We start from the raw sequence: 21,900 nt of genomic DNA, 5'->3' as shown, positions 1-21,900 counted from the left end.
AAGAATGGTATAAATTGTATGCACTTTGTATAAACAGTAAAACATGCAGATAAAAGCGCCCGTTGTTACAGTAAAGCTTGTGCTCTTGTGTTTGCTGATGCCTTTTTTTGCAGCAGCAAAAAACGGTGTGCAGCAGCTGTTAACCAAACAGCAATATGAACAATTGTTTCCGCATCATCACCGCATGTATACCTACGAAGCGCTGTTAAGTGCGGCCGATGCGTTTCCGGCATTTTGTGGTGAAGGAACTGTGGCGGTGCGTAAACAGGAGCTTGCAGCCTTCCTGGCACATGCTTTCCAGGAAACAGGTGGGGGCTGGGCCGGGGCGCCGGGCGGAAGATTATTGTACGGGTTGATGTTTACAGAAGAGCAGGCATGTAAAGACGGGCATTGCACGCAATACAATACCGGCGGTACCAGTGCTTACAAACCGGTGGAAGGCAAATCGTATCACGGGCGCGGCCCGTTGCAAATAACCTACGCGTATAACTATGGATTGGCTGGTGATGAACTGCAGCTGCCCTTGCTGCAGCAGCCAGAGCTGGCAGCAACCAATGGTACCGTAGCTTTTAAAACAGCCCTCTGGTTTTGGATGCGCGCACAAAAGCCCAAACCTTCGTGCCATGAGGTAATGACCGGCAAATGGATGCCCGATGAAAAAGACAAAGCTGCCAACAGGACGCCTGGTTTTGGCATGACCATTAATATCATTAACGGCGGCATTGAATGCAATGCCACAGACAAAGAAGTGATTGCCAACAGGGAAAACCGGGTTAATTTTTACCGGTTCTGTGCCAAAAAACTGGGTGTGCAGCCCGGGCCCGATTGTGACTGTAATGGTATGAAGCCCTATGGTAATTAAATAAAAAGGGGCCGCTGAAAAGCGGCCCCGGTATTGGTTGTTGCAATATGATTAGCTGAATAAAAATGCAATGTCTTCGGTGCTGAGTGATTTTACAAAACCCGATTCTTCACTGATTAAATCGGCTGCCAATGCCTTTTTGCGTTGCTGCAATGCCAGTATTTTTTCTTCCACGCTGTCGCGGCAAATCATTTTATAAGCAAATACTTTTTGTTGCTGGCCAATTCTGTGCGCACGATCAATGGCTTGCTGCTCTGCCGCAGGGTTCCACCAGGGATCTACGAGGTAAACATAATCAGCTGCGGTTAGGGTTAAGCCTACGCCGCCTGCTTTTAAACTAATCAGGAACACCTGTACATCTGCTTCCTGCTGAAAACGATTCACCAGTACCTGGCGTTCTTCTGCTTTGGTAGAACCGTCGAGATAAAAATAGGAAATGCCTTCTTTGGTCATCTCGTCTGCAATCAGCTGCAGCATGCCGGTAAACTGTGAAAATACCAGTGCCTTGTGCGTGCCCATGTTTTCCCTGATCTCTTCCATCAGCGCTTTCAGCTTAACTGATTCGGTAGCACTGTGTGTGGCATTTTTCACCAGCTGTGGTGCATTGCATATCTGGCGCAGGCGGGTGAGGCCTTCCAGGATGTATACCGAACTGGAGCCGATACCTTCTTTCTCAATACGTTCGAGCAGGCTGCTGCGGTAATGATTTTTGTATTCATCATATACCTGGCGCTGTTCTTCTTCCATTTCGCACCACAGGGTAATTTCTGTTTTGGGCGGCAGATCTTTGGCTACCTGTTCCTTGGTCCTGCGCAGCATAAAAGGATAAATCATTTTACGCAATTTGGCAGCCGCTTCTTTATCGCCAAACTTATCGATAGGCAATGCAAATTCTGACCGGAAAAATTCTTTATTGCCCAGCAGGCCGGGGTTAATAAAGTGCATTTGGGTATACAAATCAAACGTGTTGTTCTGTATGGGTGTACCGCTTAGCACCAGGCGGTTGCGCGATTGCAGTTGCAACACGGCTTTGGCCACCTGCGAGCCGGCGTTTTTTATAATCTGGCTTTCATCGCATACAATGTATCCGAATTTAAAAGCAGCCAGTTGTTCAAGATCACTGCGTACGGTGCCGTAGCTGGTGATGATGATTTGCGTGTTTTCGAACTCCGAAACATTAAACGACCGTGAAGGGCCATGGTAAATGCGGTACGACAAATGCGGAGAAAATTTCTGCAACTCTGTTTGCCAGTTGTACATCAGCGAGGTGGGGCAAATAACCAGGTGGGTATCGGCCGGGTATTTCTCTGTCTGGTAGTGCAAAAAGCTAATGGTTTGCAGTGTTTTACCCAAACCCATATCATCTGCAAGACAGCCACCCCACTGCATTTCATCGAGCAGGCACATCCATTCGAAACCAGCTTTCTGGTAGTCGCGCAGTGATGCGTTGAGCGTAGCGGGCACTTTAAACAGGTTGTGGCCATTTTGCTGCAGCTGCTCCCATTTTGAAATATAGTCAGGCGTAATAATCTGTTGCACCAGTTTATCACCATCCTGTAAATCCTGTGCAAGTGTCCAGTGCAGCTTCGACAAACGCAGCTGGCTGTTGTTTTGCAGGTGACCGATTTTGAGCAGCAGCCCTAACTTATGCTGCCACTCTTCCGGTATCATGCCCAGTGTTCCGTCTTTCAGCAACAAATAAGGTTGCCGGTTCAGCAAAGCCTTCTGCAGATCGGCTATGGCTATCTGCTGGTCGCCATAGCTGATTTCCACATACAGGTCAAACCAATCGATGCCATTGCCTTTGTGTTCAACTTTTATTACAGGCACGTGTGTATTGTACCTGAAGTGCTGCATCTGGTTCATCCCGTATACAGGGATATTGCGGTCAATCAGTTTGCGGTAAAACTTTACAAACCATTGGTTTTTTTCTGCTTCAGAAAACGACAGGTAGAAATAATCATTCCGTTGCTGTGCGAATTTGGGATGCAGCGAGCGAATATAAGAACGGGCTTCTTCTTCAACGGCACTGTACCGTTGAATGGCAAACCTGGTTTGGTTGCTGACAATAGTGGTACGGGTATCTGCATTGTCTTCAATTTCAAATTCACCGTATTGCCAGCGGATACTGATCATTAGAAAACTGCCGTTGAGTTCGCTGAAATACACCCTTGGTTGCGGAAGAACATCGATGGTTTCTTCCTGCATCAGTATATCCTGGTTTACTGTATACTGTTGCGCCAGCGGTGTAATGGTATCAGCTATAAAGCTTTTCTCTTTCCCGGCAGCCACATCAATATAGCCGTTGGGAAAGTGGTCCATTGTCTGGGCGTCTTTCAGTGAGAGGATAAAGAATTCGTTTTTACTCTGCAGTAAAAAGCCATACCGTTTAAAGTCGGTAGCGAGAAAAGGATGATTGTTAATGCGGATAAGCGTTTGCATCCGTAACACACCGTTATATGTGCGCAGCAGTTCAAATGCCACTGCCGGTGAAAAGTTACTGATGGCTGCAGGCTTAATTACCATGTTGCTCGGGAGTAAGTCGTCGGCAACCTGGTAATACCATTTTAAAATACCTGCAAACGGGCGCAGCTGCTGAAAAATATTGTACAAATAGGTTTGAATGCCTTTTTGTACATAGGCTTCTTCAGTAAAGCCTTCCGGCATTTTTTCCCGGTACTGATCAGTAAGCCAGTTTTTTTGTGCATTGATCTGGTCGGCAGTTAAAGCATAAATAATGCGGTACAATTCAACCGGCATCGATTTAAAATCGAACAGTGAAATCTCGTTTACCAGTGGAAAAGTTTTGTAATCACGGCTGCCGTTCAGTTCGGCAACCAGTAATCCCGCAATTTTAAATGCGCCCTGCTGTTTTTTGCTCAGGTCAATTAATAACCCGTGCGTTGTTTTTTTCTTGCTTTTACTACTACCCTTATCGGTTGTTACGGCCGGAAGGATAATGGTTTTTTTGCTTTTTTTCTGTTCCGGATCTTGCATACCTGCTGCACTGTTTTAAAACAACGCAATAATAAAGAATTATCATGCAATACCGGCCTGGTTAATGCTGTTTTCAAGGGCATTTAACTGGGTGTGACATATTTCCTGTACCAGTGTCTGAATTTTTTGCACACGGGTAGTGATAATCAGTACTTCGGCCTGTGTAATGGTGTAGGTGGGCTTGTAACGCGCATCTACATAGGCCTTCTGCAACAGCTGAAACAGGTGAATCTCCTCGGGCGTGTTACGCGGAAACAGGCCATTCAGCTCCAGTGAATAACTGCGTGCATAACGCAGCAGTTTATCAATGTTGTGCGTGTGTACCTTATAACCCGTCATGGTTCGTATTAACCCGATAAGGCAATGCTCTGTGGCCTGGTGCAGCATAAATGCCGACATGTTGGGGTGCCCTGCCTGCACATAATAGCCTGCGCCGTCGAGAAATACGGTTGCCGAATGCGACCATCCGGTAATATCGGCACGCGACTGCTCAATAAACTCTTTTTCATCAGGGAGTTTGTTAAGCGTGGCAGTGATGGTACCTGAATCGAAAAGCAGCATTGCTGCATGTGTTACCGCGAATATAAAAGGATGACCAACATCGAGCAGCTGCCTGAACTTAGGCAATGCCATAATTAACACGTTAACAGGTGCTATGACCTTGCAACGGTTTTCAATAACATCCTGCAACTCATTTTCAGAGCGCCGTTCTTCTGCCGAAACAATAACTACCAGGTCGTAACTGCTTTCTTCTGTAGACGGGTTGATAAATACATTAAATATGTTTTCAACCACTATTTTATGTCGTTGCCGGCCTGTGAGGTATATTCTTTCTACAGGAACAGACTGTGTTATAACAGGAATTATCTGATCAAACGGTGATTCCTGCAAGGAACCGCTGAGTGAACTGGTGTTCTCCATTTTTGAATAACTTAAAAGTGAAAAATGGCTTATGCAGTTACACTGCCACAAGCGTTTAAGGCAACAGGTTAAGTGCAAACCCTTGCAGGCCATTACCCGCGGCAGGAGAGTGCGTTGTTGTTCACTAAGTAAGATTGCAGCATAGCCCTACGCCTAACCGCATACTCTTTGAATGCCAGTAGAAATAAAACCTGTTTATTAAGGCACACACAGGCTTCCCACAAGGCAAAACAATGCCCTGCGCAGCAACACTGCACATACCCTAACAATAACATATAATTAGTGAAAATAAAGGCTGCAATAGCCGCGCAGGCTACCGCAGTTTTCCAGGATATTCTTGGATATGTACCGGCGACCTGAATTATCGACGGCCACATACCGATTATAAATTATAGCGCCCGAAATAACAACCCCAGATTAGGCTGTTGAAAGAGGGAAGACCAAGCGCTATTTGCCGAAAGTAACCGCGCAAACTGCACGTCTTTCAAACACAATCTCGTACCTTTCAAACACAATATTACGGCATCCGTCCAGAATGTCAAATTTTTTAGCAACTTTTTTCTATTAAATTCGCCAATGACCGAACGCTTGATTGACCGCCTTTACCGCTACCTTGCCTACAAAAACATCACTGCCTATGCTTTTGAGCAAAATTGTGGCCTCTCCAATGGCTATTTAGGTAAACAAGCCAAGGGAAAAGGTACTATCGGATCAGATATTCTCGAAAAAATTTATAACCACTACTTCGACTTAAGTCTAATATGGCTTATCACCGGCGAAGGCTCTATGTTAGGAGAAAATCACCGGCATGCTTTTGAAACAAATGATGAACATGCAACCTACTTTACACGCGATGAAATGATGCATGCCCTGCAACAGAATATTATACTGCTGCAACAACTGGTAAAAGACAAAGACCAGATTATTACCCTGCTTAACAAAGGCAGCAATAGGCAGCCTGCTGCTGCCGAATAGCCCAAATTTTCCTTACAAGCCAGGTTCGCATGCCGGGCAACCCGGATGGGCCAACGGGTATGGTAAAACAGCAGGCAAACATGCAGGCGATGAAGTAGTGCAGTTGTATGTGAAAGATGATGTAAGCTGTGTTGAGCCCGGCACCTTCCAGCTTATGATAGGCCGTTCATCAAAAGACATTGTGCTGAAAAAAGCAATAACGTATACCTGGTTAAATAATTACCAGTCAACGCAATAACCCGGGTACAGCTGTGCCCGGGTTATTTGTTTTTATACGTTTTAGTAAGTATTTTACATGCAATACCATTGTGTAAATGGTTACCGGGTCTGTGCAACCTTACAGATCCCTGTCTGCTGTACATGCCCTTTCCGGCTCTGAATTTCCCCCTTAAGAATTGATTACTATGATAGCACGGTTAAAACGGATTGGCTTTTTTGCATTGCTTTTATTGCCATTGGCTGCCCTGTCGCAAGACAGCAGTGTGGTGCAGCGTATTATACTCATGGGCGACGCCGGTGAAATAAACGCCGGCCAGCAGGCATTGATACGTCACGCTGCGGCTAATGTGCTGCCCGGCAAAACGGTAAGTGTTTACCTGGGTGACAATATTTACCCCAAAGGCATGGCTTTGCAGGCCGGTGGCCAGGACGGTACACAAAACATACTGCGCTCCCAGTTTGAGCCCATGCGCAGCAAGGGTGCAACGGTATATTTTGTACCGGGAAATCACGATTGGGACGGGACTGGCGTAAACGGGTACGCGAAAATTGTAAGGCAGGGCGATTACCTCGAAAGCCTGGGCGATTCATTGCTGAAGCTGCTGCCACCCGATGGTTGCCCGGGCCCGGTTGAAATACCCATTGGCGACAATGTGGTGATCATCGCGGCAGATTCTGAATGGTGGCTGTTTCCCTATGGCAAACCGTCAGATAATGCCGGCTGTGAATGTACCACCAAAGATGAAGTGATTGCCCGTATGGAAGACCTGCTGTATAAAAACAGGTTCAAAGTCATTTTCTTTGCCACACACCACCCGTTTAAATCATACGGCCCGCATGGCGGTTATTTCAGTCTGCGGCAGCACCTGTTCCCTTTTACCGATATCAATAAAAACCTGTATCTGCCGCTGCCGGTTGTGGGTTCACTGTATCCATTGTACCGCGTGGCTATCCCGAATCCGGAAGACCTGCGTCATCCTTTGTACAAAGACATGATTAAACGGTTTTCAGATGCCATGAAGCCTTACCCCAATATTATTCATGTATCCGGTCACGAGCATACCTTACAGCTCATCAATGGCAATATGCTGCAGGTGATCAGTGGTGCAGACAGTAAAACCAATACCGTAAAAAAAGGCAGGAATTCCTTGTTTGCGCAAGGCAGCCAGGGCTATGTAACAGCCGATGTGCTGGCCAATAATGCCGTTCGTTTAACCTGCTACAGTTTTGAAAATGATACAATAAAACCGGTATTCAGCTGGGTTAAGTCGTTTGTTGCAGTGAAAGAGCAGGAAGAAGCTGTGCTGAATGCCACATACCCCGATAGCGTGCGTGTGGCGCCTTTTGCGGCGTATGACAGTGTAAGCAGGTGGCACCGTTCTATGTTTGGTGAAAACTACCGCAAGGAATGGAGTACGCCGGCTATGCTGCCCGTATTTAAACTGTCGGTTACCAACGGAGGTTTTACGCCGTTGCAGCGTGGCGGCGGGCACCAGACCAAATCGCTGCGGCTGCGCGATAAGGAAGGGAAAGAATGGGTATTGCGTACCATTCAGAAAAATCCCGAAGCCGCATTGCCCGATGTATTGAAGCAAACCTTTGCGAAAGACCTGGTGCAGGACAACATTTCGGCTGCACACCCCTATTCTGCCTTAACAACTGCCGCACTTGCCCAGGCAGCCGGTGTACCACATGCGAACCCGCAGGTAGTATATGTGGCGCCTGATAAGGCGCTGGGCAGCTATAGCAGGGATTTTGCAGGCCAGGTTTGCCTGTTTGAAGAAAGGGAACCCTACGGAAACAGCATCAGCACCGTTAAACTGCTGAAAGCGGTACAGAAAGACAATGATAATTCGGTGAACCAACCAGCTTTTCTGCGCGATAAACTGCTGGATATGTACCTGGCCGACTGGGACCGCCACGAAGACCAGTGGCGCTGGCTGGAGCACAGGAAAAACGGCAGCTCGGTTTACACCGCTATCCCGCGCGACCGCGACCAGGCTTTATACACCAACCAGGGCAGGGTACCTCGACTGGTTTCGCGTAAATGGGCAGCTCCGTACCTCCAGGGTTTCAGGGACAAGGTGGAAAATGTAAACGAGCTGATGTATTGGGGTGCGCCGCTGCACGACCGTTTTTTAAACAACATCAGCTACAGCCAGTGGATGGACATTACCCTCCGTTTTGTGGCCTCGTTCACCGATTCGGTGCTGGAAGCAGCCCTGCGGCGGATGCCCAAAGCGGTAGATTCCATCCGCCATACACAGTTACTGGCCATGATGAAAAGCAGGCGCGATGATATGACCCGCGCTTCGGGCGATTACTACCGGTTTATGAGCAGGATTGTAGACGTGCAAACCTCCGATAAAAATGAGCTGGTGTACATTAACGACACCACAAACGGCCGGTTATGGGTGGGTGTATACAAAATATCCAAAAAAGGAAAAATTGAAGATGAACTGTACAACCGCATACTCGACCCCGAAATAACCCGCGAGGTACGCGTGTTCCTGGGCGAAGGGAGTGACAGTGTAGTAATTAACAAAAGCAGCTCCCCCATTGCCGTACGCATAGTAGGCAGCAGGGAAGCCAAGCATTATGTAATACAGGGTGCTCCGGGCGGGTTTCACAACATAAACATTTACGACGGCACCAATGCCGTGCTGGAAGGCAATACCCAAACCGTGCATACACATATCTCGAACAGCGATGATAACCTGGCTATTGTGCAAACCAACCGCTATAATAAAACCATTCCGTTGCCGGTGGTAGGGTATAACCTGGATGATGGTATTATAGCAGGAATGGGCTTTGTTCATTTTCAGCAGGGCTTCCGCAAAACACCTTATGCCAGCAGCCAGCAATTGCAGGCAGGTGTGGCTTTTGCCACAGGGGCATTTCGCGTAGTATACACCGGTGAGTGGATGAATGCGCTAGGTAAGGCCGATATTGTGCTGCATGGCGATGCGCGGGTACCCAGCAATGTATCTAACTTTTTTGGGGAAGGCAATGAAACGCCGTTCATTAAAACGGGTGACAACTACATCCGTTATTACCGCACCCGTTTTGCCAATATACTGGCCAATGCCATGTTACGCTGGAGAAACAGCAGCAACAGAAGCAGCATATCCGTTGGGCCGGCAGTACAGTTTTACGATCTCGATTCTGCTGATAACGAGGACAGATTTATTACCACGCACCCGGGAGATATAGGCACTTATGACAGCTTATCAGTTGCACGCGCTAAAATGCATGCAGGTATTGAAGCTGCGTATATACTCGACACCCGGAACAACAAAGTGCTGCCTGCCTGGGGTGTGTTTATCGATGTGCGTGCGCGGGCCTACAAAGGCTTCAGCGGGGATGCTAAAAATTATGCGCAGCTGGTTCCGCAGTTTGCATTTTACAAAAGCCTGAATGCTAAATCGTCTGTTGTGCTGGCCGACAGGCTGGGCGGCGGTATTGGTTTGGGACATGCGGCATTTTATCAATCCATGTACCTCGGCGGGCAGGGCAACCTGCTTGGTTACCGGCAATACCGCTTTGCAGGAAAACATATGGCTTACAATAACCTGGAAATTCGTGTAAAACTTACTGATTTTACCTCGTACCTGTTTCCCGGTGAGTTTGGTTTGCTGGGTTTTTATGATATTGGGCGCGTATGGGCAACAGACGATCATTCGGGCCAATGGCACAATGGTGTTGGCGGCGGTTTGTATGTAGCGCCTGTACGCATGGCAGTTTTTCGCGTAACGATAGGTTATTCGCACGAAGGAGTATTGCCCTATTTCGCACTTAATTTCAGATTCTGACACCATAGAACTTTACCAGCAATTACCTGTTGTATACCACCTGAAGTGGAATTGAACAACGGAAATTTGCATAAAAAATACAAGCACATGGATTTACAATTAACCAACAAACGCGCCCTGGTAACCGGCTCTACTACCGGTATCGGACTGGCAATTGCTGAAGGATTACTTAAAGAAGGTGCGTCTGTAGTAATAAACGGAAGGGGAAAAGACAAGGTTGATGCAGTGGTAAAACAGTTGAAGGAAAAATATCCCGCAGCCGGTGTGCAGGGTATCGCCGCTGATTTTTCTAAAGCAGATGAAGTGGATGCATTGATTGCGGCATTGCCTGAAGTGGATATCCTTGTTAACAACGTAGGTATTTTTGAACCCAAAGCCTTTACTGAAATAGCTGATGCAGACTGGCTGAAATTTTACGAAGTGAACGTACTGAGCGGCGTAAGATTATCACGCGCCTACCTGCCTAAAATGCTGCAACAGAACGAAGGACGGATCATTTTTATCTCCAGCGAATCTGCCCTGAACATACCTGAAGAGATGATTCATTATGGTATGACAAAAACCGCGCAGCTGGCAGTGAGCCGTGGTTTGGCAGAGTTAACGAAGAAAACAAAGGTTACGGTAAATTCGGTACTACCTGGTCCTACCGCATCAGATGGTGTTACGGAAATGATCAGCACCTGGTCAAAACAACAAAACATTACGGTAAAAGAAGCGGAGGTGGAATTTTTCAAAACATTGCGTCCCACTTCATTGCTGCAGCGCTTTGCAGCGCCTGCGGAAATCGCCAACCTCGTAGTGTACATTGCAAGCCCGTTGTCATCGGCAACGAATGGCGCATCGCTGCGTGCAGATGGCGGTGTGGCGAAATTTATTGTATAACGCAGTTCGTATAAGGCTGTCAATGCAATCCCGTACAAACGTATGGGATTGTTTTTTTAAAGAACTCCCGGCTTAAGTGTTGTTCATTGCATACACAATAATATTCACACCGAATTTGGTATTGTCTTCTGCCAGGAAACGTTTGTTGCGAAAATCATAATCCCATTCGCAGCCATAATCCTTATTGCTGTAAAGTACCGCAATGCGGCCATTTATTTCAATGGCTTTCAGGTAATCGTGCACCAGGTCATCGCCCCAGCCATTGAGTTCAAAAGAGGTAGTAGGCGGGCCTTTTTCAAAGGAGAAAAACGAATGGTACAGCGGATGATTGTTGGGTATTTTTTTCAGGGCGGCAGCGCCAAACAGGCTGCTCATCTGGGCTTCGAACGATTTGGCAAAAAGGCCGTCGATATCATGGTTGCAATCGTCTACGAAAATGAAACCGCCGTTTTCTGCATATTGTTTAAAGTGCGCACGTTCCTGGGCATCAAATTGTACCAGTTTGTGGCCGCTGAGATAACAGAAGGGGGCGTCGAAGAGATCATTGCTGCTGAGGTCGATTACTTTTTCCTTTACATCAATAGGGATGGTTGTGTATTCCAGCAATGAATTAAGCAGGTTCGCGGGCATGCGCTGATCGGTGTCCCAATCGCCCGAGCGGTATCTTAATCGTGTAAAGGTGAATTTTGCACTGCTCATTGCTTTTCGCTGTAAACCCGGATATTGTCGGTTACCGGTTGTGTATTTTTTTTAAAATTCCTGTATTTATAACTAATTTCCTCTTTCTGTTTAAAAGTAAGAACCACATCAATACAAAGTGCACATGAGCTGCAAAGATTTTTGCCTGGTGCCTGTGGTGGTTCTCTTGTCTTCTTGCTGGCCTCATTTATGATTTTTAAAACTGTTGGCATTGGAAATAACTGCAAACACGGTAGCGCAATTACTCGAAAAGCTGAAATTACTGAAGGAGGAAATTCAACAGGTGATTGTTGGCCAGGATGCTATCCTGGATGAAATGCTGGTGGCCCTGCTGGCCGGTGGCCATTGCCTGCTGGAAGGCGTGCCGGGCCTGGCGAAAACATTGATGGTGCGTACCATGTCGCAGGCGCTGCACCTCTCATTCAGGCGTATACAATTCACGCCCGATCTTATGCCTTCCGATATCGTTGGCACCGAAGTGCTGGAAGAAGATCATGTAACCGGCAAGCGCTTCTTTAAATTCAATAAAGGTCCCTTGTTCGCGAATATTGTGCTGGCAGATGAAATTAACCGCACACCGCCTAAAACACAGGCTGCCCTGCTTGAAGCCATGCAGGAGTTTGAAGTAACTTATGGCGGGCAAACCTACCCGCTTGATAAACCTTTTTTTATTCTCGCCACCCAAAACCCCATTGAACAGGCAGGCACGTATCCTTTGCCGGAAGCGCAGCTGGACAGGTTTTTATTGTATGTGAAGATTGGCTATCCCAGCGCTGCAGAAGAAAAAGCGATACTGAGCAATACAACCGGGAATAAAAAAGTAACCATTCAGCCTGTTTTGAACGGGGAGGAAATTAAACAGCTGCAGGGTATGGTGCGTGATGTAACCATCAGCGACGACCTGGTAGAATTTGTATCCGGCCTGGTGCGTGGCACACGCCCGGATACAACACCTGTGGCCTATGTAAAAGAGTGGGTACGCTGGGGTGCCGGACCAAGAGCCGGCCAGGCCCTGATACTTACAGCCAAAGCCAGGGCGCTGTTTAAAGGGCGGTATGCCGTATTAACGGAAGATATTGCAGCCATGGCTTACCCGGTGCTGCGCCACCGCATACTCATGAATTTTAAAGCCGATGCAGAAGGCATTACGAGTGACAAGGTAACGGCCGAACTGCTGAAGCAAACACCCATGGCAAAAGGCATATTGTAGTAAGGGTGAACAGCCTGTTTGATTCCTGTTTTAAAATTTCCGGCTTATGTCGCATTTGCCCGATCCTGCCATCCTGATGGCTATTAAAGATTTGTCGCTGGCTGCCAAAACCACGATCAGCGGTTTTATGGCCGGTATCAATAAAAGCAATGTAAAAGGTGCAGGGCTCGAGTTCAGCCAGTACCGCAGCTATCAGCCGGGCGATGATTTACGCTGGCTCGACTGGCGTATGTATGCGCGCAGTGACCGGTATTATATCCGGGAATCGGAAATTGAAACAAGTATAGCCGTTCGCCTGGTTATTGATGCGAGTGCATCGATGAAACACCGCGACGGGCAGTTTACCAAAATAGAGTATGCGCGTTATGTAGCAGCCTGTCTTGGTTGCCTGGCGCACAACCAGGGCGATGCGGTGGGTTTATACGTATTGCAGCAACAGCAGGTACAGGCATTGCAGCCCAGGAAAGATCCGCAGCATATGGCGCGTTTTTATTATCAGCTGGAGCAGATAGCACCTGCCGGAAGTTTTGCCGCGGCAACACAATACAAGCAACTGCTTACAGGTGAAACAACACGTGAGCTGCTTATTGTAATAACCGATTTGTATGACCGTGACGGCGAAATAGCGCAGCTGCTGAAAACCTGCAGTGCATTGCGCCACGAGATAATTGTACTGCACCTGATGGGCCGCAATGAACTGGAAATGGATTACAGCGGTTATACCGCGCTGGAAGACCTGGAAACAGGAGAAATAGTAGGCATCAGCAACAGGGATGCAGCAGGTTACAGGGAACGGATGCAACAATACCTTGCCGCAGTTCGCACACAACAGCTAGACCAGGGTATTGCCTATTACCTGATGCCAATGAACGAACCGGTTGACAAAGCCTTGCGCGATTTTTTAAAACAACGGAACAAAATAATGCGATAACGTGCTGCAGCTGCAACAACCCATACAACTACTCGCTATGGGCGGAATGGCGATTCCGCTGCTGATTCATTTATGGAACAGCAGGCAGCGCCGTACCATGCAGGTAGGCAGCATTGCATTGCTGGAAAAGAATGAGCAGAACAGTCATAGCCGCATACGCATTACAGAGTGGCTGCTGCTATTATTGCGCTGCCTGCTGATAGCCCTGTTGGCCGTGCTGCTCGCAAAACCACTATGGCGCTACAATGCAGCTGCGCGGCAAAAAGGCTGGGTGGTGGTAGATGAATCGCAACTGGCAGCAACCTACCATCATTTTCATACAACGATAGATTCCCTGCTTAACAGCGGCTATATATTACATTATCTCAACAATGCAGCTGCAGCGGCCAGTTTTGCTGATACAACACAACCGGCTGCAGTAACAAACCGTGCGTTGTACTGGCAGCAGTTTACGCAACTTGATAAGCAGGCGCCTGCCGGGCTACCTTTTGTAGTGTTCACCAGCAATGCCATGCAACATTTTACAGGCGTAAAGCCGGTTACCGGCAGGGTGGTACAATGGATAACATTTTCGCCAACCGATACAGCCCGCTGGATTGAATGCGCCTATGCTGCTGCGGGCGATAGCCTGCGTATTATCAGCGGTGCATCCAATACTGCGGCTACCGTGTTTGAAACTGCAGTTATATCCGCCAAAACCGGGGCACCTGGCTTCGTATTCAGCAATCAGCACGGTTTGTTAAATGTGGCCGCCTTCGGCGATACGGCTGTAGCGGATACGGCAACCCTGCACATTGAATACGCAGGTAACAATCCAGATGTGGCATATGTAACTGCAGCGGTAAAAGCCATAGCACAATACACCGGCCGGCGTATAATGATTGCGCCTTATACCGGTAAACAGGACGAGGCACACCCGGCAGACTGGTTGTTTTGGCTGAGCGATAAAAAACTGCCTGCTTCCAATGCACGGCATGTGTTGTTGTATGATGGCGATAAAGCCACGCAACAATACAGTGTTTTACCGCCGCTTATACCTGGTATGCAGCAACCGGTAGCATTGCTGCGCAGCAATACTGCTGCAACTGATACTGCGCATGTGTTGTGGCGCGATGCATTTGGTCAGGCTTTACTGGCAGGCACCGCCAGCAATGGGCAAACCATCGTGCATTTTTACAGCCGGTTTAATACCGAATGGAACAATCTTACCTGGAATAGTGCATTCCCGGTTATGTTGTTGCAACTGCTATTGCCGCAAAATGCGCATTACAAATACGATAACCGTACGCTGGATAGCTTACAGGTGCAACCGGTGTTTTTGCCGGCAGCAGGTAATAGCGCGGGCAGTAATGCAAACGCTGCAACAATTAACCTTACACCTGTTTGCTGGATAATATTGTTGCTGGTGTTTATCACTGAACGGCTGGTAGCATTAAGACAAAAGAGGAGGGCTAATGCAGCAGTCTAACCCGCATCCTATCATTAACCGTTTGCGTAAAACCTGGCGCATGCAGGCGTTAAGGTTGTATGTAACAACAGCATTGGCTACTGCAGTAATTGCAGGTGTGGTGTTACACCTGGGGCACATTAGCTGGTACTGGGGTATTGTGGCGGGTATAGCCATGCTGGCAACCCTGCTGCCTGGTTCACAGGCCTGGCGTTTACGTGATGAAGATGTTGTACGTTACCTGAACGCGCATTATGCCGAAATGGAACAAAGCACACAATTGCTGTTACTGCCGCAACATGATTTAAACCTGCTGCAGCAGTTGCAGGTATGCAAATTGCAAACAGCAGTGGTGGATTTGCCCGAACTGAAACCTTTTTTATCCCGGCAGAAAAAAGCCACCTGGCTGCTGTTGTGTGCAATGGTGATGGCTGCGTTAAGCGTACTGTTGCCCTTGCATAAGGCGGGCAGCAATGGGCAGCCTAAAGCCAATAGCAGTGAGCCGGTTCGTATGCCGGTAGCCGGTACGCAATCGCTGCAAATTATCATTACACCACCTGCCTACCTGGAATTGCCTGCCAGGAAACAACAACAGCCGGATATACTGGCAGAAGCGGGCGCACATGTACAATGGAACCTGCAAACTACAGAAAAGGCGACTGCAGTACAGCTGCTGTTCAACGACAGCACAGTACTTACTTTGCAGGCCACTGATACAGCTCGGCGGCAATGGACCGGCGGAAAAACCCTTATACAACCCGGTTTTTACCAGGTAGTGCTGAATAAAACTGCAGGCGGGCTTAATAAAATTGAGATAAAACAAGACCAGCCGCCGGCCATTCAGGTGCAGGCCCCCAAACCCTACACAGTAATTGATTACGGCATGCCCCGGTCCGCACATGTACAAGCTGCCATTACAGATGATTATGGCGTACAGCAGGCATTTATTGTGGCTACCATTGCCAGCGGTAACGGCGAAGCTGTAAAGTTTAAAGAACAGCGAATACCCTTTGCCACGGCATTCACCGGCCACCTGCCATTGTACACAGTTGAAAAAACGCTGGACCTCGCACAACTGGGCATGCACCCCGGTGATGAATTGTATTTTTATATCCAGGCAACAGACGTACATGCGCAGCAAACCCGGTCGGATGTATTGATTGTATCACTCCCCGATACTGCGCAGCTGATGAGTATGGATGGCATTGTAAACGGCGTAAACCTGAAGCCTGAATACTTTCGCAGCGAGCGGCAAATTATACTGGATGCAGAGCAATTGCTCCGGGAAAAAGATACCCTTGCAGCAGAAACATTTAAAAACAGGAGCAATAACCTGGGTATTGACCAGAAGCTGCTGCGTTTGCGTTATGGCAAGTTCCTGGGTGAAGAAGCAGAATCCAATATCGGCGACCCGCGTGCAGCAGGTGAAGCAGATAGTTACAACCCTGCCGACTTTGGTAATGCAGCCAAAATACTCGATACCTACACCGATAAGCACGACAACGCAGAAGATGCCGGCTTTTTTGAACCCGAAACAAAAAAGCAGCTCAAGGCTACATTGACGGAAATGTGGAATGCCGAACTGCGGCTGCGCACTTTTAAACCGCAGGAGGCCTTGCCCTTTGCTTATAAGGCCCTACGGCTGCTGAAAGACCTGCAGCAAAAATCCCGTGCTTATGTAGCCAAAACAGGCGCCAAAACACCGCCGTTAAAGCAGGAGAAACGGTTGAGTGGTGACCTGAGTAAAATTATTTCACCTTCTGCCCGTCAGCAGTTTCAACCGGCATCTGCCGAAATAACCAGGCTGCGTAGTGCGCTGGGTATGTTACAGCAATTAAAGGCAGGGGCTGCGGTTAATACAAACAACGTATCCCTGCTGCAACAGGCAACAGCAGCCCTGGGCAAAGAAGCAGCGCATGCACCGGCCCGTTATCTTGCTGCATACGAGGCGGCACAAAGGATAACAGAAAAAATACAGCGGCAGCAACCATTTTCAAACCAGGATATGAATGCGGTTTCCAGCGCTTTGCAGCAATTGCTGTCTGCACCGGCAAGCACGCCTGCCGCAAACAGCACAACCGGCAATAGCCTGTCGCAGCAATATTTTCACCAGCTAAACCAATCCCGCAAACCATGAGGCAATGGAATACGATAGTACTGCTATTGCTTGCCGCTGCTGCCGTGCTGCTGTTGTGGAAAGAGTGGCGGCGTGTGCCGCAAAAGCGGCGCTGGCTGCGGTTGTGGTGTACAGTACTTGCACTTGCAGGTTTTGGCGGTTTGGCCATACCTGTGCACTACACCGTAAATAAAACGGCAATGGGTAAAGCCCTGCTGCTGACAGATGGCTATGATGAAGACAGTTTGCAGGCCCTGCTGAAAGCAAACAACGGCGTAAAAATCTATAAATGGAACAAGGGGGAAGTTGTGCCGGCAAACATACAAATCATACACCTGCTGGGTTATGGCCTGTTGCCGGATGAGTTGCAGCAATTGCCTCCCGCACAGTGCGTGTTTCATCCGGCAACGCCGGTCGCAGGCATTGGCGCGGTAAGCTGGCTGCCGCAGCTAACTGAAGGAAATCGCTTACAGGTGCAAGGCGCTGTAACAGGCAATGCTAACCAGCCCCTGCAACTGTTATTGCAAATGGGATCAACCCTGCTCGATTCCCTTACGCTTGCGCCGGGAATAAGGCAGTTTACGCTGGGAACGGTGCCCAGGCACCTGGGTAATGCGGTGTATACCCTCACTTTATTACAGGCGAAAGACACGCTGGAGCAGCAACCGGTTGCTGTTACGGTACAGCAAGCGCCCAGGCTGAAGGTGCTGCTCCTGGCTTCTTCACCCGACTTTGAAAACAAGTTTCTCGCAGGTTGGCTGGGCCGCAATGGGCATACCGTATTTATACGCACGGCCATCAGCAAAGAAAAATACCATACTTCGTTTTTAAATACACCTGCTGTTTCGCTTGACAGGTTGAACAATATACTGCTCGATTCAATAGATGTGTGTATTGCCGATGCTGCGGCATTGCAGGCCATGCCCGCAAGTGAAATAACAACACTGCAGGCGCAGGTAACGGCAAAGGGGATGGGTATGATTATCCGGTCGGATACTGCATATAACAAAACAGCTTTTTACCAGCAGCCTTTCATTGTGCAGCCTTCAACAGAGGTCACACCGCAGGAGTTATTGCTGCGTGATGAAAACAATGCTGTTACCGCAGCACTTACAACAACACAGCAATCGTATCTCCAGGCAAGCGAATGGATGCAGCCGCTGGTACAGAATAACCAGCGCAAATCTTTGGCTGCGGCAGCCTTGCTGGGGAGTGGTAAACTGGTATATACCACCCTTAACAATAGCTATAGCTGGCTGCTGGCTGCACATGAGGCAGACTATGCTGCTTACTGGACCGGCCTTTTACAACAGGCCGCGCGTAAAAGAGAAACAGCAGAGCAATGGCAGGTATTGCCTGCCTTACCACTGGTGCGGCACGCGGTACGGCTTGTAATAAATGCAGCAGTTCCACCACAGATACAGGTAGGCGCTGCAGCCATTGCGCTCGCGCAAAACCCGCAGCTGCCTTATTTATACGAGGGCAGTTACTGGCCGGCAGCAGCAGGCTGGCAGGCAGGCATCGGTACGCATGGCGACACACATTGGTGGTATGCATATGCGCTGCAAGACTGGCTGAATGTGCAAAGGCAGCAAAGGCTCATCGCCACACGCGACTTTTGCCGGTTACAGCAAAATGCGGCGGTCACTGCTACACAGCAACAGCCAGAACAGCAGGAGTTATCGCCCTGGTATGCAGCAGTAGTACTGTTACTGGCTTGTACAGTGTTGTGGATAGAACGGAAGCTGGCTTATACTTAATGGTTTAAGATAATGTGCATCAATTTAACCAAAACTATTTTTTAACTAAAAGGAGGGAACACATTGAAAAGAAAAGACTTTCTGCAGCTTTCGGCCATGAGCCTGGGGGCTGTGATGTTGCCGAAGTTTGCATTACTCGGCAACCCTATTGATCCCTTGCAGGCGCTGGAAGAAGGCATGACCGTAAGCATGAAAAAAGAGCTGGCGGATATTGCCCTGAATGCCGCAAAATCAAAAGGCGCTACTTATGCCGATGTACGCATTGGCCGCTACCTGAACCAGTTTATTGTAACGCGTGAAAACCGCGTGCAGGGTGTTTCAAACACCGAATCGTTTGGTGTGGGCATACGCGTTATTGCCAATGGCAGCTGGGGTTTCGCGGCATCCAATAATGTTACGCGCGAAGGCATAGCCAAAACGGCCGAACGTGCAGTAGCAGTAGCCAAAGCCAATGCGAAAATTATTACCGAACCCGTACAGCTGGCGCCCCAGCAGGGTTATGGTGAAGTAAACTGGAAAACCCCGATTGAGCAAAATACATTTGCCATACCGGTAAAAGACAAGGCCGATCTGCTGCTGAAAGTAAACAGCATTGCCATGCAGGGCGGGGCCAACTTCGTTAACTCTGCCATTCTCGCGGTGAACGAACAGAAGTATTTCGCTTCTACTGATGGCTCGTATATTGACCAGGATATACACCGTATTTTTCCCACATTTACGGTAACCAAAACCAACAAGGCCACCGGCAAATTTGAAACACGCAAGTCGCTGAGTTCACCGGTTGGTATGGGTTACGAATACCTAACGCCTACACCTGAAAGCAAGGTAAGTGGCATTGTTACGCGTTATAAAGACCGCTACGATATCCTGGAAGACGTAAAGAATGCCACCATTGATGTTGACCAGAAACTAAAAGCAAAAACAGTAGAGCCGGGTAAATACGATCTTATTCTCGATCCTTCGCACCTGTGGCTCACCATTCACGAATCTGTGGCACACCCTACAGAGCTTGACCGCGTGCTGGGTTATGAAGCCAATTATGCAGGCACCAGCTTCCTGACACTGGATAAATGGCGTTCTAAAAATTTCCAGTTCGGCAGCAAACATGTAAACATTGTGGCCGACAAATTACAGAAAGGCTCACTCGGTGCAGTAGGATACGATGATGAAGGCGTGAAATGCGGTGAATGGGATTTAATTAAAGAAGGTGTGCTGGTCAATTACCAGGCTATCCGCGACCAGGCGCATATTATCGGTCTCAAACAATCGCAGGGCTGTTGTTATGCGCAAAGCTGGGAAGATGTACAGTTTCAACGTATGCCGAATGTATCATTGCAGCCGGGTAAAGATACCCTGAGTGTGGATGATATGATTAAAAACGTGGAGAAAGGCATTTATATTATTGGCGACGGGTCATTCTCAATTGACCAGCAGCGTTATAATTTCCAGTTCGGTGGCCAGACCTTCTACGAAATAAAAGATGGTAAAATTGCCGGCATGCTGAAAGATGTTGCTTACCAGGCCAACACACAGGAGTTCTGGAATTCCTGCACTGCTGTAGCCGATGCGCGGGATTACCGGCTGGGCGGGGCTTTCAACGATGGCAAAGGGCAGCCTGCACAATCCAATGCCGTATCACACGGCAGCAGCACTGCCCGTTTTAATGGTGTAAACGTAATTAATACTGCACGAAAAATCTGATCAACGCATTATGATACTATCAAAAGCTGAAGCCCAGGTACTGCTGAAAAAAGTGCTGGGTTATTCTAAAGCCGAAGCGTGTGAAATAACACTCAGCGGTTCAGAAGGCGGCAACATCCGCTATGCACGCAATGCTGTATCTACCGCAGGTGATATCAGTACATTGAGTGTTTCTGTAAATGCAACATTTGGTAAAAAAACAGGCACTGCCACCATCAACGAATTTGATGATGCATCCCTGAAGAAAGTAGTTCAGCGGGCAGAAGAGCTGGCTCAGCTGGCGCCTGATAACCCGGAACATATGCCCCTGCTTGGTCCGGCCGATTTTAAAGAAGCCATTACCTATGTGCCTGCAACCGCAGCAGCAACGCCCGATACAAGGGCAGAAGCAGTGGCCAAAAGCATACAGGTTGCCAAAGAGGCCAAACTGGAGGCAGCCGGGTTTATTGAAAATACCACCAGCTTTACTGCGGTGATGAATTCAAAAGGCCTGTTTGCCTACAACACCGATACCGATGTTATTTTCACCATTACTACCCGTAACCAGGAAGGCACAGGCTCTGGTTATGCGGCGCGTGGTTTTAATGATATCAGCAAACTCGATACCTACACGGCTACTAAAATTGCCACTGCAAAAGCGAATGGCTCAGCGAATGCCAAAGCCATTGAGCCGGGTAAATACACGGTGATACTGGAACCGGTAGCTGCTGCTTACATGATGGAGAACATGTTTCGCGGTTTTGATGCCCGCAATGCAGATGAAGGCCGCAGTTTTATGAGCAAACCCGGTGGTGGCAACCGTTTGGGCGAACAGCTGATGGATGAAAAGGTGACTATCTATTCAGACCCGTTTAACACGGAATTGCCCGGCAATACCTGGAACAGGGAAGGCTTTCCGCTCGATAAAATTAACTGGATTGAAAAAGGCGTAGTAAAAAACCTGAGCTACTCCCAATACTGGGCACAGCAGAAGGGTGTAAAGCCCGTACCTTTTCCTTCCAATATTATTATGGAAGGCGGTGATGCTTCACTGGAAGATTTGATTAAGACTACAGAGAAAGGAATACTGGTATCGCGCCTCTGGTATATCCGCATGGTTGACCCGCAATCGCTATTGCTCACCGGCCTTACGCGCGACGGAACTTTTTATATCGAAAACGGCCAGATCAAATATCCCATTAAGAATTTCCGCTTCAACGAAAGCCCGGTAATTATGCTCAACAATGTGGAAGCACTGGGCAGGCCCGAGCGCACCATCAGCGTTGAATCGTACAGAAGTTACCTGATACCGCCCATGAAGATCAGGGACTTTACTTTTACTTCCCTGTCAGATGCGGTATAATGCATCAGCCCAATATTGAATACGTG

General features: G+C 48.3%; 14 protein-coding genes. 11 read left to right on the top strand and 3 right to left on the bottom strand.

Annotated features, from left to right (window positions below; genetic code table 11):
- Positions 1-43: 43 nt before the first annotated feature.
- Positions 44-862: a chitinase gene (locus DXN05_RS04340; RefSeq protein WP_116845963.1), complete on the top strand. Its 819-nt coding sequence runs from the start codon at positions 44-46 to the stop codon at positions 860-862.
- Positions 863-913: 51 nt separating this feature from the next.
- Here the strand turns inward: DXN05_RS04340 and DXN05_RS04335 are convergent, their stop codons facing one another.
- Both DXN05_RS04335 and DXN05_RS04330 read right to left on the bottom strand, forming a co-directional pair.
- Positions 914-3,859 (bottom strand): DEAD/DEAH box helicase, encoded by a 2,946-nt coding sequence (locus tag DXN05_RS04335; protein ID WP_116845962.1) that lies wholly within the window; start codon positions 3,857-3,859, stop codon positions 914-916.
- Positions 3,860-3,901: 42 nt separating this feature from the next.
- Entirely contained in the window at positions 3,902-4,780 is an 879-nt protein-coding gene (locus DXN05_RS04330) for a HEPN domain-containing protein (protein WP_158559122.1), read from the bottom strand.
- Between the two features lie 576 nt (positions 4,781-5,356).
- On the opposite strand from DXN05_RS04330, the gene DXN05_RS04325 reads away from it, so the two are divergent.
- The 3 genes from DXN05_RS04325 (at position 5,357) to DXN05_RS04315 (ending at position 10,668) form a co-directional block, all read left to right on the top strand.
- A complete protein-coding gene (locus DXN05_RS04325; protein WP_116845960.1) occupies positions 5,357-5,755 on the top strand; it encodes a hypothetical protein in 399 nt (132 codons plus the stop codon).
- Positions 5,756-6,159: 404 nt separating this feature from the next.
- Complete coding sequence (locus DXN05_RS04320) at positions 6,160-9,786, top strand: BamA/TamA family outer membrane protein (protein WP_116845959.1); 3,627 nt, start codon at positions 6,160-6,162, stop codon at positions 9,784-9,786.
- A gap of 87 nt (positions 9,787-9,873) precedes the next feature.
- Positions 9,874-10,668 (top strand): SDR family NAD(P)-dependent oxidoreductase, encoded by a 795-nt coding sequence (locus DXN05_RS04315; protein WP_116845958.1) that lies wholly within the window; start codon positions 9,874-9,876, stop codon positions 10,666-10,668.
- A 72-nt stretch (positions 10,669-10,740) separates the two neighbouring features.
- Here DXN05_RS04315 and DXN05_RS04310 read toward each other — a convergent pair whose 3' ends face one another.
- Complete coding sequence (locus tag DXN05_RS04310) at positions 10,741-11,367, bottom strand: DUF4159 domain-containing protein (RefSeq protein WP_116845957.1); 627 nt, start codon at positions 11,365-11,367, stop codon at positions 10,741-10,743.
- A gap of 211 nt (positions 11,368-11,578) precedes the next feature.
- Between DXN05_RS04310 and DXN05_RS04300 the strand changes: the two genes are divergently transcribed.
- From DXN05_RS04300 to DXN05_RS04270, 7 genes are all read left to right on the top strand, one after another.
- Positions 11,579-12,577 carry an AAA family ATPase gene (locus DXN05_RS04300; protein ID WP_116845955.1) on the top strand — a complete coding sequence of 333 codons (999 nt, stop codon included), beginning with the start codon at positions 11,579-11,581 and terminating at the stop codon, positions 12,575-12,577.
- 46 nt (positions 12,578-12,623) lie between these two features.
- Positions 12,624-13,508 carry a DUF58 domain-containing protein gene (locus tag DXN05_RS04295; protein ID WP_211329971.1) on the top strand — a complete coding sequence of 295 codons (885 nt, stop codon included), beginning with the start codon at positions 12,624-12,626 and terminating at the stop codon, positions 13,506-13,508.
- Between the two features lies 1 nt (position 13,509).
- Positions 13,510-14,976: a BatA domain-containing protein gene (locus tag DXN05_RS04290; protein ID WP_147313835.1), complete on the top strand. Its 1,467-nt coding sequence runs from the start codon at positions 13,510-13,512 to the stop codon at positions 14,974-14,976.
- Positions 14,963-17,092 (top strand): hypothetical protein, encoded by a 2,130-nt coding sequence (locus tag DXN05_RS04285; protein WP_116845953.1) that lies wholly within the window; start codon positions 14,963-14,965, stop codon positions 17,090-17,092. Before DXN05_RS04290 ends, DXN05_RS04285 begins: the two co-directional genes overlap by 14 nt.
- The gene (locus DXN05_RS04280; RefSeq protein ID WP_116845952.1) at positions 17,089-18,831 is read left to right on the top strand and encodes a hypothetical protein; all 1,743 of its coding nucleotides are present in this window, start codon (positions 17,089-17,091) and stop codon (positions 18,829-18,831) included. The genes DXN05_RS04285 and DXN05_RS04280 overlap by 4 nt, the downstream gene beginning before the upstream one ends.
- Before the next feature lie 63 nt (positions 18,832-18,894).
- The gene (locus tag DXN05_RS04275) at positions 18,895-20,532 is read left to right on the top strand and encodes a TldD/PmbA family protein (protein ID WP_211329970.1); all 1,638 of its coding nucleotides are present in this window, start codon (positions 18,895-18,897) and stop codon (positions 20,530-20,532) included.
- Positions 20,533-20,542: 10 nt separating this feature from the next.
- Entirely contained in the window at positions 20,543-21,874 is a 1,332-nt protein-coding gene (locus tag DXN05_RS04270; RefSeq protein WP_116845951.1) for a TldD/PmbA family protein, read from the top strand.
- Positions 21,875-21,900 lie beyond the last annotated feature (26 nt).

The sequence above is a fragment of the Deminuibacter soli genome, assembly GCF_003412455.1.
GTDB lineage: Bacteria > Bacteroidota > Bacteroidia > Chitinophagales > Chitinophagaceae > Deminuibacter > Deminuibacter soli.
This window is presented reverse-complemented; position numbering and strand designations above follow the sequence as displayed.